This is a genomic window from Limnobacter sp. UBA7229, assembly GCF_002473065.1.
Taxonomy (GTDB): domain Bacteria; phylum Pseudomonadota; class Gammaproteobacteria; order Burkholderiales; family Burkholderiaceae_B; genus Limnobacter; species Limnobacter profundi.
Map to the genome: position 1 here is coordinate 36,695 of NZ_DKTN01000023.1, position 15,713 is coordinate 52,407.

Consider the following 15,713-nt stretch of genomic DNA (forward strand, 5'->3'; position numbering starts at 1 on the left):
GTGGCAATTAGCGACTGGCTTTGGGGCCCCACAATTCCTCAAGGCGTTTGTCCCGTCCACAGCCGTTGCGGTAATAGCCGTAGCGAATAGGGTTTTTAATGTAGTAGTCCTGGTGGTATTCCTCAGCGGGATAAAATTTCACCACCGGCGCAACTTCCGTGTAAATGGTTTTGAATTTGCCAGTGGCCTGCAGTTTGGCTTTGCTGGCTTCAGCAACTTTTTTCTGTTCCTCATTCAGGTAATAAAACCCGCTTCGGTATTGGGTGCCACCATCGCAAAACTGGCGGTTTTTCACGGTGGGGTCGATGGTTTTCCAGAAGTACTCGACCAATTGGCTGTAGCTTACTTTGGTGTCGTCGTAAGTCACTTCAACCACTTCGGTGTGGTCCGTGCGGCCGGCACTTACTACCTTGTAATCCGGGTCTTTGTATTGCCCACCGGCGTAGCCTGAAATTGTTTTCAACACGCCAGGCACTTTGTCAAAGTCAGCCTCGGTGCACCAAAAGCAGCCGCCTCCAAACACCGCGGTTTTTGTTTCAGCCTGTGCGCCTGTCGCAGCAAGCAAGCCCAAGGCTACGGTCAAGGTTGTTTTGAGTTTCATATATGTCATTTTTTTACGCCTTGCGCACTGTGGGTAATGTTTGGCCTTCGGGAACGAACGCCAATGCCAAGCCGTTGTTGCAGTATCGCTTGCCGGTCGGGGCAGGGCCGTCGTCAAACACATGGCCCTGGTGGCCGCCACAATTGCTGCAGTGGTATTCGGTGCGCGGCAAAATCAGTTTGTAATCGGTTTTGGTATTCAATGCGCCTTTGTTGGCATCATAAAAACTGGGCCAACCAGTGCCACTGTCGTATTTGAATTGGGAAGGAAACAGCGGCAGGTTGCAGGCCGCGCACACATACGTGCCTTTGCGTTTCTCGTCGTTCAAGGGGCTGGAGAATGGGCGTTCAGTGGCCTCTTTGAACAGCACGTTGTACTGGTCTTTCTTGATGATTTTCAGCCATTCGGCTTCCGACTTATTCAGCTTGTTCATACTTGCAACCGAGCTCATGGGTTTTGTGAAAAACAGACCTGCGCCAATTGCGGCCAAACCTGCGATAACTGTACGACGTTGCATGGTGGTGTTTCCTTGTTTATCAATTACTCAATCAATATTCAGCTGCACTGGCTCAAGGCTTTTGGTGCATTCAATGCTTGAAGAACGGTATTGGATTCATTGTTCTCAACAATAACGCCCAGTCCTACATTACTCTGGTTCCAGTCGGCTGGCAGTGTGTGCCTGAACACCTGTATTCTGGATCCGGGGGATACCTTTTTCGCATCGCTCAAGTGTCGAACCACCCGATCATGCTTCAATAACTCTCCCCGATTTTCTCCTGCTTTCACTTGTTGGCTTAAATTGTCTTCGTAAAAGGCAACAAACACGCGCCCACCGGAATAACGCTCATCAAGCCATTCGGTTTTTACCTGGATTTCGACCTGATTGGCAGCCTTTCGTTCAAGCGAAACTTGCAGGCCCACGGGGGCTTTGTCTTGTTGCATCGCCGACAATCTCTGAGGTATAAGCCCTGCCTGGCCCCAGCGGCGAACTTCCCGGTTCGAGAATACATACTGCGGTGTGTAAATTTGACTTACATTTCCAGCCCGTTTGTGGGCGTATTGCCGCTCGGTGAATTGCTTTTTGGAGTAGGGGTCTTCCCAGCCAATGTAATTCCAGTAATCCACATGGAATGAAAGCGCCAAAATACTGCTTGATCGTTCCGGGGTAGTGAGTTGGCTGCTTAGCCAACGGTCGGCAGGCGGGCAACTGCTACAGCCTTCGGAGGTGTAAAGCTCGGCGACAATCATGCGCTCAGCGGGACTTGTCCATTTGCAAGTGCCTTGCTGGCCCCAAACAGGCGCAGAGCCAAGCCCGAGAAGAGCCAAGGCACCAGTGCCTGCCATGAAGTTCAAGCAATTTGTCATACAACCCTCCGCCTGCCGCGTTTTGTTCAGGAAGGTATTCGCCGGATTTCACCGAAAGGTTACATCGCGATGCTTAGCAAATTCTGCGATTGTTAACAAGTGTGGCAAGTCCTGTGGCTACTCCGACTAAGTGACCCGTGGGTAATTTACTTACCCTGTTAGAGTTAACCTGCCTCGAAAAACCAAGTGTTGAGGCCAATTTCATAAAAACAGGAGAATGGGATGAAACTAAAAGCCTTGCTCGCGTCAGCCTTGCTGACCACTACTTTTGCTGTGCACGCACAAGACAAACCTGTGGTGCAGTTCATTGCCACAGGCGGCACCATTGCAATGAAAATTGACCCGGTGAAAAACGCCCCCGTGCCAGCCATTTCAGGTGAAGACCTGTTGGCTACAGTGCCGGATGTGGGCAAATACGCCAACATTCAGGTCAAAAGCTTGTCCAATGTGCCTTCTGACTACATGGACCCGCCACGTTGGGTGCAATTGACCAAGGAAGTGAATGCAGCCTTGGTTCGTCCTGAAGTTGCTGGTGTGATTGTTTCTCATGGCACCGATACGCTTGAAGAAACAGCATTTTGGTTGGACCTCACCGTGCGTTCAGAGAAACCGGTGGTGTTGATCGGTGCACAGCGAAATGCCTCGTCGTCTGATTTTGACGGTCCTCGCAATTTGCTGAATGCAGTGCGCATCGCCGTGGATGCACAGTCCAAAAACAAGGGCGTAATGCTGGCCATGAATAATCAGATCAACGCTGCGCGTTACGTGACCAAAACCCACACTCAGAATGTTGAAACCTTCCAAAGCGGTGCGTTTGGTTTGATTGGTGAGGTTTATCCAGACCGTGTCATGTACGCCACCACACCGCTGCGTCGCCAAACATTTCAGCTGGTCGATGGTCCCATGCCTGAAGTAGAAATTGTCGCCATGTATGGCGGTGCCACGGGTGCGGCTTTGCGCAATGCGGTTGATCGTGGTGTGAAGGGCATTGTGGTTCAGGCGTTGGGTATGGGCAATATGAACGTGCCCATGTTTGAAGCCGTTCAATATGCCTTGTCGAAGAATGTACCCGTGGTGATCTCTACCCGAGTTCACCAAGGCCGCGTGATGGCGAACTACGGTTTTGTGGGCGGTGGCAAAACCACATTTGACGCGGGTGCAATTATGGCCGACGACTTGTCGCCTCAAAAAGCACGTATTTTGCTGATGCTGGCGATGCAATCGGGCATTAACAAAAAGGCTGACTTGCAGCCCTTGTTTGACCGATAAGTTGTACCAATCCGTTCAGGCGATGTGAGCCACTGGAAATGTCATCTGAAACTGGGTGATTTCCAGTGCTGTGACCACATCGCCAATGTCTATATCAGGAAAGGCATTGCCCAGGTTTTGCAACACATGCACGTTTGCAAAACGGGCTTTGCCCTTCGCACTTGGGCTGTATAAAAATTCCTGACCTTGCCATCGTTGACCCAGGGTTTTCATGAAACCTGGCACCAAACCCGTGTTGATCGGAAAAGAAAAGCCCTTGCCCCGATACGCCAGGTCAAATTGAGGCACGCCATCTTGATGCAGACTGATTTCCTGCAGACTTTCCGGGCCCTGTGCAACATCGAAGTTGCACAGGTTTTTCGGAATGCCCCAATTGATTCGACCATTTTTCACACTGCTCGCGCTGCTCACCACAATGTTGCTGATGGTCAACAGGCGTTTGCTCCCCAGCTTCTCGCTGAATTGCGCCGTGCCAGGAATGTACAGCAGCTCTTTGTAAGGGCCTGCATTGGAGTGCGTGTAGTCCACATACATCAACACGCTGACCGGGCACTTTAAGGAGTCGCGAATGTCCAGTGGGATACGCGCATCAGCCATCAGCTTTTCAGCTTTGCTGCGCATGACCACAATCAGGCCTTTACCGGTGAGTGTCCAAGGTGCAGGCACTTCTTCAAGACCTGCAAACTCGTCAATGGTTGAGTCAATTGAAGTCAAGCTTTAGCCCATCTTGAAAATATTCATCTTGTGCCCGTCAGGCGTGCGAAAGTAAGCGGCATAAAAGCCGGGCATGCGTTCACCCGGTGCGCCTTCACAGGTACAGCCCAGTGTTTTTGCATGTTCATAAAATGCGTCAACTTGGGCTCGGTCCTTGGCGGTCAGTGCCACCATGGTGCCATTGCCCACTGTGGAAGGCTGGCCGTTTGCCGGCTTTAGCAGACCAATGAAGGGGTTGGCCATGCTGGTGCCCCAGAAAATACCATGCGGCAATTCCAGAATACGTTTGGCACCCAGGGGCGCAAACAGCTTGTCAAAATATTCGCCGCTTTGGGGCAGATCGTTGGTGCCCAAGGTAATGTATCCAATCATCGTACTTCTCCGTGGATTCGCTGGTTTCAAGTATTGGCGGGCAGGAATTGCCCGTAACCCATTTCTTTGCCGAGCTCGGGCACAACGGCCTCGTTCTCGACTGCTATCTTGCCATTAATTAACACATGTTTTACGACACCCGGGTTGCGGTTCACCAAACGTTGCAAGCCGAAATTTTCCATGTCGCCCCAGGTCACCTGTTCAAGGTTCTGGTTCAACGCTTCCGGGTTTAACACCACCAAATCTGCGCGGTCACCCACCCGAATTTTTCCGGCTTCAATGCCTAGCCAATCGGCTTGTTCACCAGTCAATCGCCACACCGCATGTTCCATGCTCATGATGGGTTTGCCTTCTTCAATGGTTTCCTTGACCAGTTTCAGGAAGCGCAGGGGCAGGTTATAAAAGGCCATGTTGCGAATGTGCGCACCCGCATCACTGAAGGTGATCAAGGTGTGTTTGTCCTGCACCAGTTCGCGGATAACTTCGCGCTTGTGGTTACCCACTGTGGTGTACCAGCGCAACTGGCGACCAAACTGCACTACCAAATCGAGGAACAAATCGACCACATGCACTTTGCGGGCGCGGGCCACTTCATCAAAGTTTTTGCCCACCAAATTCGCGTCTGGGCATTCAAGAATAATGGCATCCCCGAAATCACGCTGCCACACGCGCGGGCTTAGTTTTTGCCCGTAAAACTTGCGGAACTGGCGGCGGTAATCTTCGTTTTGCAGCAGGCTGTTGCGCTCTACCTGGGTTCGCAGGTCCAGTGCCATTTCCCCGGCACCAAATTCTTCAAAAAACACCACATCAATGCCATCGGCGTATACGGTGAAAGGGGTGGGCAATAGTTGCCAACGGAAGGCCCCGCCAAGCCAGTTCACCACGCGACTTGAAATTTGTGCCATGGGTCGAACGGTTTTGTTGCCTTTTAAATCGATGAGCGCAATCAGCGTGGTTTTCAGTGGTTTGCGAATCCAGCCCAGGGTTTCAATCAAGTATTCAAAAATTTGCAGTGGGTTGGCTGCATTGGGTGCTCCTTGATGCACGCGGCGGTATTTGCGCAAAATTTTATTCAGGCGGCGAAGCTCGCTCCAGCGGGCATAGGTGCTGGGCAGGCTTTTCGACCAAGCGCGATCGCCATCAATTTTGTCCCACTTCAGGCACATGGTTGAAAGGCCCAAAAACCCGGCCTCCATGGCCTCGGTCAGCGTGGCTTCCATTCGCTGCATTTGTGCCTCAGAGGGCTTTATTTTGCGGTCAGTCGAATCCAACAAACCCATGGTGCCCACGCGCAAATCGCTGTGGCCCAAAAATGAGATCAGATTGGGGCCAAGGGGCTGCTTTTGCACAAACTCAACCCATTGACGTGGCGTGCTCCATGTTTTTCTCTCTTGAAGAATTGGCAGTACCTTTTCACGGGGTACGGTTTCTACACGTGTAAATATGTCGGATGCGTCTTCGGCTTCGCTGCAAATCATGCTGAGTGAACAACTGCCCACCAGCACGGTGGTGACGCCGTGACGAACTGATTCGGACAAGCTTGGTGCGACGATCATTTCGGCGTCGTAGTGGGTGTGGGTATCCAGAAAGCCGGGTGTGATCCAGTGACCGTAGGCATCAATCACTTTGGGCGTGCCTTGATATTGCAAAGGCGTTTCACTGACTGCGGCGATGCGCCCGTCTTTAATGCCAATGTCGCGCAGGGCAGAAGGGCCGCCTGTGCCGTCAAAATATCGTCCACCCGTGATGACCACGTCGAAGGTCGAAGCTGTCATGTCTGTCTCCAATTCTCATTTTTTTCAAATGTAACAAGAAATCTTGTCGAATTGGAAAAAACTTTTATCTCCGGTCGTAAATCACCTCCTTGCTGCCCGTGGGCAGGCTGATGAAATCACCATCTTCCCCGATGCGGAAGGGCCCTTTGAACACATCGGGTGCCTTGCCCAGGAATATTTCCCGTAAGGGTGGCAGTGGCAAGGGCGGCACAATGTGGCTCAGCACCACATGGCCCACCTCGGCTTCTTGAGCCAATACAGCCACATCCAGTGGGGTGGCGTGGTAGTTGGGAATATCCGAGAAGATTTTGGCCAGTTTGCTCCGGTTGTTGTTGATCGCGGTTTCCTGGAGGCGAGCCACCAATTCCGGACTCAGGGCTTCATGCACCAGCAGATCGGCATTGCGGGCTGCGTCTTTCACCTGCACGTCACTGGTGGTGTCGCCGCTCAGAACGACGGTTCGGCCTTTGTAATTTATTCGATAACCCACTGCCGGGTTGATGGGCTGATGATTCACGGCAAATGCTTCGATCAGCAAATCAGGCTGTTGTACCACGGTGGTGTAACTACCTTTTTGCACAGCAAACTGGTTCACATCCGCACCTGCCAGCTCTGGCGGCATGGTCGCAACGCCGTGGTGTGCTGTTCGGTAACCCGTGTCTTGCCGGTATGCAGTCTCAAACCCATTCATGACTTCTGCAATTCCGCTGGGGCCATGCACTGTCAGTTTTTGCCCCTGGGTGTGTTGTGCCCAGCGCGTCATCAGTACTTCCCCCAGACCATCGATGTGATCCGAATGAAAATGCGTAATAAACACGCCCTTGAGTTGACCTGTGGAGAAACCCATCGTCGCAATTTGTTTGGCGGCTGCACTGCCGGCATCGAATAAGAACATGTCCTTGCCTGCAATCACCAAGGTGCAGGGGGCAGCACGATCCGGGTCGGGGAAGGGTGAGCCCGTGCCGCACAAGCCAACATGCAAGCCGTCATCGAGCCCGGTCATTGGGTTTTGCATTCGTTCGCTGGCCACTTTTTCGACCATGGCCAGGGTAATTTCATGACGCTGAATGTAAGCCACTGTGCCACCAGCGAGGATCAAAGCGACAGCAGCAATCAAGAGTTTTTTGCGCATGGTTTTTCCTTGTTATGGCTTGCGACTCTCAACCCAAATCGGAGAGCTCCAGGCACGTTCCTGTTGGGTGATGAACCGGAAGTCTCCGCGGAAATTGCCTGGCTCACCTTCAATGCGGCAACAACCTTCATACCCGGCAAAACCACTTTGTGCCGAAAACAAACCGTTGCCGGGTTGCAGCGCCTCGCATTGCACACCTTTGGCTGTGCACATTTTGGTGGTCCAGCGGCATGAGTTGTTTTCAAGTGCCCGAGCGTAGTAGCTGGCGCCTGTGCTTGCGTTGTACTGGGTGTCATGGAACACCGCACACATTTGTTCGGGGCCCTGTTGCTGAATGCTGCAATCTGAGTTGGGCTGTGGCGCTTTGGTATTCTCAGCGAGTGTTAATACCCGTTGCTTCAAATCACCGCTTGAATCAGCCCAAGTCTTGATCAGTTCGAGCCGCTGCAGAGGTACACCGGCTTCCTCACCGCCTGGGTCTTGAATGGCGTAGGCCACAATGTAAGGGCCGCCGTTTTTGACTTCCAGCGTGCCGCCCATGAGTACGCCTTGTACCAAACCTTCCTCGATTGGACTGACACCAGCTGCCAATTGTTCGCAGATATTGCCGGGGAAAGGCTTGCTCGAAGCCAGTGTGCGTATCCGCATACGCGAGCCCGAGGTGGCGAATGTTTCTCTGCGTTTGAGCGCTGCAAAAATTTCCTTGCGTGTGTTTTCTCGCGCCCAAACACCTGCCAGCCCGCCAGGGGTGAAGTTCGAAGCCACAGGGTTGAATACGCGCTCTTCACAGTTGTTCGGGTCTGCGGCCGATTCGGTGCTGAATGGCAGTTTGAACCCGGTGATGGAGTCGGTAGGAAGGGGCCGTTGTTTGCACTCCCAGTTGCCCAAGGCTTCATGGGGTTCATCGTCCAGCACACCGCCATGGCCCGAGTTTTTCGAAAATTTGGTTTTGTCGGTGTTGCCTGCGATGCCGTTGTGCGTATCGCTTGAGCCAATAAAACCATATTGATAAGGGTTCACCCCCAGCTTGCGTGCAATTGCACTGCCTTCCGGCAACACATTACGGGCGTAATCCAGTGGGGCGGTACAATCGGCGGGCGTTGATCCACCGATGTCGCTGCCTGTGCATTGGCTCGCTGCGTGAATGCTCTTTCCTGTGCCTTGCAAGCGGTTTACCTGGCAAAACAGCGGGTCGTTGGCAGTGCCCTTGCATACTTTGGCGCATTCTGCGGGGTCGTCTGAATTGCCTTTGCACAGGGTTTTCCATTCTTCGAATCCGCAACCCGATTCCTCACCGCCAGTCAGTCCTTTGTTAAACCCGGTGATGCATTCGCTAGCACCCTTGTGCTGAACAATTTCGAACAAACGGTCGAGGGTGTTTCGCAGGGTCGCATCCGCCGCGGTCAAGGTCATGTTGTTGCGCGCCAAGGGCAGGCCTGTGTCTGCCTGACGCGGACGTGCAAATCGACCGTCGCTTTGGTTGGTGCTGTGAGGAATCGTGACCACATCGCAGCCTTCCACATCCAGGCACTCCGTTTTCAGTCGATCGAACAGATTCCACTCGTCGTTGGTGTTGTCGGTGGTGGGAATGGGCGGGATGGAGCTGATTACATCGCTGGGCACCGTGGTGCCCTCGAAAATTACGTTTCGATGCAACACCTGACCGCCCTTGTTGGAGGAGAACTCATAGCCGTTGAAGGTCGTGAATTTGCAAGGTTGGTTTTCCGCGTTGGCCACAGCCTGTATTTCTTCCCAGGTTCGGGTGCTGGGCACCCGGCTACCTGCACTGGTCACCAGTTGCAGGTACAAAGGCACATTTCCGGTGATGAAGACAGAGACGTTGTCACGAATCACCTGGCCCAGCACGCTGCAGGCGGGGTTGGTACCTGCCGGAACGTTCCCCTGCAGTTCGCAGATATTGGAAAAGGTACCCAGTTGTTCGGCATGTTCGGTTACCGCAGCGAAATCAAGTGGCCGACCAATGTTGATTTGTCGCATGGGTGTATCCGGATCCTCCCCGGACGGCAGAAAGGCGTTTTCACCTTTGGCGAATTGGTATGCCTCTCGTGGACCATTGATTGAATTGAAAAAATAAGCGTCAAACGACAGTTTGGTGTGAATGTGTAAATCACCGAAGAAGGCCTGCTTACGCACACTGCTGCCAAGGCATTCCACATCGTCCGGACGTTCTGCCGGGGCTACTGTAGTGGGAGCAGTGGTTTGTGCCACTGTGTTGTCATTTGAATTCAGACAGCCTGACAAGCTGAGTGCGAGAAGGGCGGGCATCAACAAGTGCGCTGGCAATAATTTGCGCACAACTGTGCAATATTCATACATAGCTGTGAATCCTTTCAATCGTCCAGTACAGGGCTGCGCCGCCGATGCAAAGGGTCAGGGAGTATTGGGCCAAGCGCGTGTAATTGGGTAGATGAGTTTTCTCAAGCAATGTGAAAGCGGTCGCAAGCACCGTGACAATCCACAACTGACCAATTTCAATGCCCAAGTTGAAAAGCAGCAAGGTGCTCAGCAGTGCATCTTGGGGAAACCCGCGTTCTTCCATGGACAGGGCGAAACCCGAGCCGTGCAACAAACCAAAAGCCACAATCAACAGCAGGTGAGACCAATTCGATGATCGTGCTGGCTCGGAACGTACCAGTTCCCAGGCAAGCCACAACACGCTCAATGCAATCCAGGCCTCAATCGCGCGGGTGGGTACTGCAATCCATCCCAACACCAGCATCGCCAGGGTCAGGCTGTGTCCTAAAGTAAACAGCGTGAATTGCCCTATCAATTGCCTCACGCTCTGCTTTCGTTTTTTCCACAACAGGTAAAGCCCGGTCACAAAAAGGACGTGGTCCAGCCCAAACACAATGTGTTCAATCCCGACACTCAAGTACTCCAGCGGCGGAGTTTTATGAGCATCGTTTCCCAATGCGACACTGGCCTTTTTTGGCGTGAGCACCGCATGGATTCTGTCGCTTTGCTGAGGGGTGGCAAGTACAATCAGGTCGGGTGCGAGTCGGGTAAATCCATTTGCCAGAATTTCATGCTCGGCAAGTGATTTGCTGCAGAAAAAATTGCCTCGCTGGATCAATTCGGTATTGCCTTCCCACTCTGTACTGACGTCACGCAATTCACAGGCCGGTTCAAACTTGAAATCAATTGGTGGGATCTTGTCGTCCGATCCCACTGTGCGTTTGAAAACAAATTGACCTGTACTTGGGGTGCCTTCATGCACAATCAATGCAGAAGTACCCATCTCATGTGCGTGGCCATTTTCCCCTGAACCCAGTAAACCGATGCAGAGCGCCCATGCAAAAAGAAGCCTGTTCATGGAGCTTCCTTGATGGTGTAGGTGGCCCGCAGTGCCGCCAAACCGGCTTCATTCACAGCCTCCCGTTGCGCTGCGATCAGGTCAGACCGAAGCTGAGTACCTGCTTCTTCAAGCGTCATGGTACGTCCCGCTTTTTTTTCATTCACCTTGAAAAGGTGGACCCCAAGTGGCGATTGCACAGGTTGTGACCACTCGCCAAGGGGTAAGTCGAAAATGGCGTTGCCGGTCGCCAACCCAAATTCTTTGGTGATCCGTTCCCGGCTCAGTAACCCGGAACCTGTTAGCAGGGGAAAGGGGTCAGAGACGATTTGCTGGCCCGCAAGCAACTCGTTCCGAGCAAGGCCAGCCTGATAGATCGCTTCGTCACCTCGCTTGCCGCGGCTAAAAAAATGGTGATCAAGCAGGATGGTTTGTTCAGTTTGATAGCGTTGTGCGTTTTGATCCAGCCAGGTTTGAAGCTGCGCCTGCGTGGGCGGCGCAATCGGAGTCATGTCCTCCAGCAGGAAGCGCATTTTTTGCACCACGCGTCGCTTCACAATCAAGTCGTCTTTTTCCAGGCCCAGCTTCACACCTTCCCGATACAGAATTTCTTCATCAATGTAGGTGGCCATGGCTTGTTCGTAGCTTGCAGTACCCATGGCCTGAGCGCCGCTTTGCAGGACCTGCTCGCGTACGAAAGCACGCTGTGCCTCGGTCACCACCAGTTCATTGCTGGCTGCCTGTTCATCGCTGCGCCATTCCAAAACGCCGATCAGAATGGCCACTGCGATGAATCCCAGGACGGAATAGGAGGGTTTCATTGTTTGTTTATTTCATATAACGCCATACACCCGTGGGCATATTGGCCAGGAGGGGTTTCAAAAGCTTCCAGGGATAGCCTGGCACCACGCCCACGCTGCGGCGTTTCTCAATGTGATTGGCCATTTCCCGGGCTGCCTGTTCAGCTGAGACCAAAAATGGAAACTTGTCCATGTCATCGACAATTTCAGTCTTTACAAAGCCAGGAAGAATTTTGGTGAAATCGATTTTGTATTTTTTCAGTTCAATCGCTGCGGCATCCAGGTACATCGAGAACCCGGCTTTGGTTGCACAATAGGCCGCTTGCTTTGGAATGGGTGTCAGGGAGGCCAGCGAAGAAATACCCACCACATGACCGCCTCCAGCTTTTTTAAACCACTCTACTGCAGCATTCACAGTGGCAATCGCACCCAGCAAATTGGTTTGCATTAATCCCAATTCATCACTTAACTGGTTCTTGCCCACGCCAGTCAACTTGTTCACACCCGCATTAACAACGACGATGTCCACTTGGTTCAAGTGACTGAATACCGTGTGAAGAGCGGGTCCAACAGCGCTGGTGTTGTTGACGTCAAGTTCAATGATTTCGACCTGTAAATTCTGGCAGCCGGGCATCAAAGCGATCTCGGCACGCAGCGCTTCAAGCTTGTCCAGCCGACGTGCGGCCAGGCCAAGGTGATAACCACGCTGCGCAAACTCGATTGCCAGGGCTTTTCCAATACCCGATGAGGCACCTGTAATAACGACCGTTTTATTCAAGCTGCTTTCTCCATGGTTTGAGGTGGCAATGCAGTCACCGCCACGGTCAATGCCCGGCGTTCCACGCGGGGAAGGTTAAGGTTCAGGATGTGTTCGGCGTTGTGTTGCTTAAGCCAGGTGCGAACATCGTGTTTGTCGCTGTCGGCCATGTGGGTGTAGCAATCCAGCGCACGTTGCATCATCCAGATCATGTAGGGAAGTGCACCGCGCTTGAAGGGTTTGCCACCCATGGTGGTCGTCACTTCGCCGATGCGTCGTGGCAGGCGTTGATTCAAGCCGTTTTGCCGGGCGTACTGGGTGGCCATTTCGCCAATCTGTGCCACCATGGGTATGAATTCATCAAAGATCGATTTGAAAATCGGGTTCAAAGTGACTGGAACTTCATCGTGGCCCAACAGGGGTTTGTCGGCATGCACCGCTGGGTTTTTCATGCGTTCCAGCCAGGCATTCAAATGCATTCTGGGTTCAATCAATTCGCGTTTGGGCCAGGGGTCACGGCCAAGGTGACCGTACATGGTGCCCACCAAACCGAAGTCGCCCAAGCTTGGGCGCTCGCCCAATAAAAATGGAAACTGCTCGAAATGCCGGTTCAATGCGTCGAGCATGTGCACAGTCCATTCATTCATGGTGTCGTATTGCTCGGGCACTATCCCAACGAATGGCAACATGCCACGCAGCATTTTTGCCGGGCGTTGCGCCGCTTTGTTTTGTAAAAAACGAGGAGCCCATGGCAACAAGGCTTTACCCGCATCATGTTCAAACAAGGCGAAATTCTCCGGGTAATTCCAGCGCGTGTGCATCGCGATTGGCACCCACCATTCATCGCCCCAAGCCTCCAGCAACATGGAGGCAAATTCTTGCACCGGGGTATTGGGTGTCACCGGGTTGTTGTGGTGCAGCGACTCAATGTAGTCAATGATCTCGCTCGTGTCTTGTATCCACTCACCGGATGGTGTTTTTAGAACGGGCATGACCGCAGCACCGGTCTTTTTCTTGATGGTTCGGGTCAGCGTGAACAGGTTGACCGCATTGAGCACATGATCAACTTGTTTGTAGCGCAAATAGCATAGCGCCTTGCCCGTGAAATAGGACAAATGCCAGCCATACAAAGTGTAGGTTTGTCTCATGTGACCCTTGTTTGCGGGTTTCGAATAATTAATTAGAACATTAATATTTACACTATGTCAATTTCTTTGAATGTGTGGCACACTGTCAGGCATTGAGACCTTGCTGCACATTGGAATGAACACACGCGTAACCCAGGAAAAGAGGCCTTACCTTGGCAAAGACGATCGCAGAAAGTCGCTGCTGAATGCTGCTGCAGAGCTGGTGGAAGAGGCGGGGTGGGGTGTGTTGAACATGAGTGCGCTGGCTGAGCGGGCTGGCGTAAGCCGGCAGTTGGTGTATCAACACTTTCCGAATCTGGAAAGTTTGCTGGGTGCGACTGCGTGGGCTATTTTCACAGATACGATGCAAGGTACCGCGCTTGCAATTACCAGCAATCCCGATGACATCAAGCTGGCCATACGTGCTGCGGTGTTTGTTTCTCTGGACATGCCAGTGGGCAAGGGCGATGCGCTGTGGCAATTGATTGCCGGTTCAGGTTTGAATTCGCCTGAGCTTGAAACCATTCGTTTGGGAATTCGAGGCGTCATTTTGAAGTTGTGGGTTCCAACCATGCGCAAAGCCAAAGGTCTGGATCAGGCAGCGGCCACTGGCCTCGTCTGGATGGTTATTCTCTCCTTTTGGGGAATTCGCCAGTTGATTCGCGATGGCGTGGTGTCTCAAGACCAAGGCATTGCGCAGTTTGATGCCCTCCTTGACCGCCTGATTTAATCGCTCGTTTTGTAACAGAGCACTTATTTCAACAGTTGCTCAACGCTGCGCTGAAGAACTTTCTTGGCTGCGTTCACGCTGAGCTTTTGATCTCGACGAAGTCGCAACCAGGTTTCAATACTCATTACCAAATCAAATGCCTCAAACAGGGCTTTGTCTTTAACTATCTCGCCAGGTAAAAACGCCTTGAGCAGGTGGCGTTGTAGCTCAACAGTGCTGGCTTGCCTGTCCCGCAGGTATTTGGATTCATGCAAGTGCACCAGGCTCGCAGCTTGTAGCGGAGCCAGCTTTTCAAACATGTCGGCGCGTCGCTCAATCGCATGCATCAGTTTTTCGTGCAGATTGCTGCCCATGACCGGTGTGACCAACACAGGGGCAACAATTGCATCCACCTCATTGGTCATTTCCCTGTACAGGGTTTCCATGTCTTTGAAATGCCTGAACACTGTTCGCAGGCCTACCCCGGCTCGTGCTGAAACCATTTCCGCTGTGGGCGCTGGATGGCCCTCTCTAATCAGTTCAATCAGTGCCTGAACAATCTGTTTTCTATTGGCTTGTCCGCGTGTAGTGCGACCGTCTACTTTCACCATGTTCTACTTGTCATTGTTGTGGGTGTGCTTATGGGCAAGCCCTTGATTCTTGCCTCTATCGGGCATGTTACAGGTTTGCTCAAGGCTGTGCCCAGTTCGGGAAAACACGCGTTTATTTCTTGCTGGATTGAGAGCTCCAGTGCCTGATATCGATTTCTCAAGCGCTGGTAACGCCAGGCACGGTAACGTTGTGTGGGTATTTTGAACTGTGCACCTTGGCTGCTGAATTTGAATTGGCGAGCGCCTTGTTCAATGGCCAATTCATTGGCTTGCATATAGGGTAAAAATTCTGCACAAACGATGTTCAGCAAGGGCGTTAGTTCTCCGGGCAACTGCCCCGCAAATGGCGTGCTGTTGTAGTCAGCCAGTGTTGTATTCCACAGACGCGCAACCCACTCATGCACGGCCGGGGCGCGAGTCCGCATGATTCTCGCTGGTGTGGGGTCGCAGAAAAAATGCCGGAACATGCTGCCATACAGCCCATAGTCAGCCAATGTTGGGCGTTGGCCGAGAACGAATGGTTGTTTTTCAAGCACTGTCTCAAGAGCATCCAGTGTTTCCAGGTAATGTGCTTCAACGCGTTTCGCAGTGCTTTTCCGCACGCCATCAAGCCACAAAAAGTGCAGCCGCTGTCGATTTAAAATGGCCCAGCGTCGCATGAAAAAGGGCAGCGGTACGTCACGCATCATGCCATCTGCAAGGCGGTGGCTCATCAGCCTTGCGTCTTGCGCGTGGGCCCAGCGGTAATACAATGCTGGGCGCCAAAGCCATTCGTCACCGAAATCTTCCAGCAGTTGCGCAATAAAGCAAAGCGTGGGGTGTTCCGGCAATACGGATGTTTCTGGTTTCAAGGCTTCCAGAAATTCAATGATCAATGTGGTGTCGCTCAGCCATTGACCATCGAGCCATTCCACCTGGGGCATTTGCGCCACCCCGGTGGCTTTGCCACAACGTTTGAAATCGCCAGTGTCCATTTCAATCAGTTCGTAAGGAATTTGTTTGCCGCGCAAGTACGCTTCAAGCTTTCCCGTGAAATAAGAAAGATCCAGACCATGAACTTTCAAAACTTTTGGCATTGCCATGTGTTCGACTCCTTGAGATTCGAATTTCTTTTGTATATAGTGACACAAATAGTGTCACTAGTTAAGAGCTAGAACAAAAGACACAT

The 15,713-nt window shown here is 52.4% G+C and carries 16 protein-coding genes; 2 read left to right on the plus strand and 14 right to left on the minus strand.

Going from position 1 to position 15,713, the window contains the following annotated elements:
* Positions 1 to 7: 7 nt before the first annotated feature.
* The 3 genes from msrA to B4C79_RS14330 are packed head-to-tail and all read right to left on the minus strand — an operon-like array spanning position 8 to position 1,966.
* Positions 8 to 610 carry a peptide-methionine (S)-S-oxide reductase MsrA gene (gene msrA / locus B4C79_RS14320; RefSeq protein ID WP_291740519.1) on the minus strand — a complete coding sequence of 201 codons (603 nt, stop codon included), beginning with the start codon at positions 608 to 610 and terminating at the stop codon, positions 8 to 10.
* A gap of 4 nt (positions 611 to 614) precedes the next feature.
* Positions 615 to 1,118: a peptide-methionine (R)-S-oxide reductase MsrB gene (gene msrB / locus B4C79_RS14325; protein ID WP_171099351.1), complete on the minus strand. Its 504-nt coding sequence runs from the start codon at positions 1,116 to 1,118 to the stop codon at positions 615 to 617.
* 38 nt (positions 1,119 to 1,156) lie between these two features.
* Positions 1,157 to 1,966, minus strand: coding sequence for a DUF1223 domain-containing protein (locus B4C79_RS14330; RefSeq protein WP_171099349.1), 810 nt, complete (start codon positions 1,964 to 1,966; stop codon positions 1,157 to 1,159).
* Positions 1,967 to 2,188: 222 nt separating this feature from the next.
* Here B4C79_RS14330 and B4C79_RS14335 point away from each other — a divergent pair, with 222 nt between their 5' ends.
* Positions 2,189 to 3,235 carry an asparaginase gene (locus B4C79_RS14335; RefSeq protein ID WP_291740514.1) on the plus strand — a complete coding sequence of 349 codons (1,047 nt, stop codon included), beginning with the start codon at positions 2,189 to 2,191 and terminating at the stop codon, positions 3,233 to 3,235.
* Positions 3,236 to 3,250: 15 nt separating this feature from the next.
* Here B4C79_RS14335 and B4C79_RS14340 read toward each other — a convergent pair whose 3' ends face one another.
* The 9 genes from B4C79_RS14340 to B4C79_RS14380 form a co-directional block, all read right to left on the minus strand.
* Positions 3,251 to 3,949, minus strand: a complete 699-nt coding sequence (locus B4C79_RS14340) for a hypothetical protein (RefSeq protein ID WP_291740512.1) — start codon at positions 3,947 to 3,949, stop codon at positions 3,251 to 3,253.
* Between the two features lie 3 nt (positions 3,950 to 3,952).
* Entirely contained in the window at positions 3,953 to 4,321 is a 369-nt protein-coding gene (locus B4C79_RS14345) for a VOC family protein (protein WP_291740510.1), read from the minus strand.
* 26 nt (positions 4,322 to 4,347) lie between these two features.
* The gene (locus B4C79_RS14350; protein WP_291740508.1) at positions 4,348 to 6,096 is read right to left on the minus strand and encodes an N-acyl-D-amino-acid deacylase family protein; all 1,749 of its coding nucleotides are present in this window, start codon (positions 6,094 to 6,096) and stop codon (positions 4,348 to 4,350) included.
* Between the two features lie 64 nt (positions 6,097 to 6,160).
* On the minus strand, positions 6,161 to 7,228 hold the full coding sequence (locus B4C79_RS14355; protein WP_291740506.1) for an MBL fold metallo-hydrolase: 1,068 nt from the start codon (positions 7,226 to 7,228) through the stop codon (positions 6,161 to 6,163).
* Between the two features lie 12 nt (positions 7,229 to 7,240).
* Positions 7,241 to 9,514, minus strand: a complete 2,274-nt coding sequence (locus B4C79_RS14360) for a DUF3604 domain-containing protein (protein ID WP_291762671.1) — start codon at positions 9,512 to 9,514, stop codon at positions 7,241 to 7,243.
* A gap of 43 nt (positions 9,515 to 9,557) precedes the next feature.
* Complete coding sequence (locus B4C79_RS14365) at positions 9,558 to 10,562, minus strand: HupE/UreJ family protein (protein WP_291741154.1); 1,005 nt, start codon at positions 10,560 to 10,562, stop codon at positions 9,558 to 9,560.
* Positions 10,559 to 11,362: a peptidylprolyl isomerase gene (locus B4C79_RS14370; protein WP_291751924.1), complete on the minus strand. Its 804-nt coding sequence runs from the start codon at positions 11,360 to 11,362 to the stop codon at positions 10,559 to 10,561. Before B4C79_RS14370 ends, B4C79_RS14365 begins: the two co-directional genes overlap by 4 nt.
* Positions 11,363 to 11,369: 7 nt before the next feature.
* Positions 11,370 to 12,119 (minus strand): SDR family NAD(P)-dependent oxidoreductase, encoded by a 750-nt coding sequence (locus B4C79_RS14375; protein ID WP_291715971.1) that lies wholly within the window; start codon positions 12,117 to 12,119, stop codon positions 11,370 to 11,372.
* A complete protein-coding gene (locus tag B4C79_RS14380) occupies positions 12,116 to 13,246 on the minus strand; it encodes a glutathione S-transferase family protein (protein ID WP_291739343.1) in 1,131 nt (376 codons plus the stop codon). The genes B4C79_RS14375 and B4C79_RS14380 overlap by 4 nt, the downstream gene beginning before the upstream one ends.
* 115 nt (positions 13,247 to 13,361) lie before the next feature.
* Between B4C79_RS14380 and B4C79_RS14385 the strand changes: the two genes are divergently transcribed.
* Complete coding sequence (locus tag B4C79_RS14385) at positions 13,362 to 13,955, plus strand: TetR/AcrR family transcriptional regulator (RefSeq protein WP_168426997.1); 594 nt, start codon at positions 13,362 to 13,364, stop codon at positions 13,953 to 13,955.
* Between the two features lie 23 nt (positions 13,956 to 13,978).
* Here the strand turns inward: B4C79_RS14385 and B4C79_RS14390 are convergent, their stop codons facing one another.
* Both B4C79_RS14390 and B4C79_RS14395 read right to left on the minus strand, forming a co-directional pair.
* Positions 13,979 to 14,545, minus strand: coding sequence for a TetR/AcrR family transcriptional regulator (locus tag B4C79_RS14390; RefSeq protein WP_105029262.1), 567 nt, complete (start codon positions 14,543 to 14,545; stop codon positions 13,979 to 13,981).
* A complete protein-coding gene (locus B4C79_RS14395) occupies positions 14,539 to 15,627 on the minus strand; it encodes a glutathione S-transferase family protein (RefSeq protein ID WP_105029261.1) in 1,089 nt (362 codons plus the stop codon). Before B4C79_RS14395 ends, B4C79_RS14390 begins: the two co-directional genes overlap by 7 nt.
* Between the last annotated feature and the right edge of the window lie 86 nt (positions 15,628 to 15,713).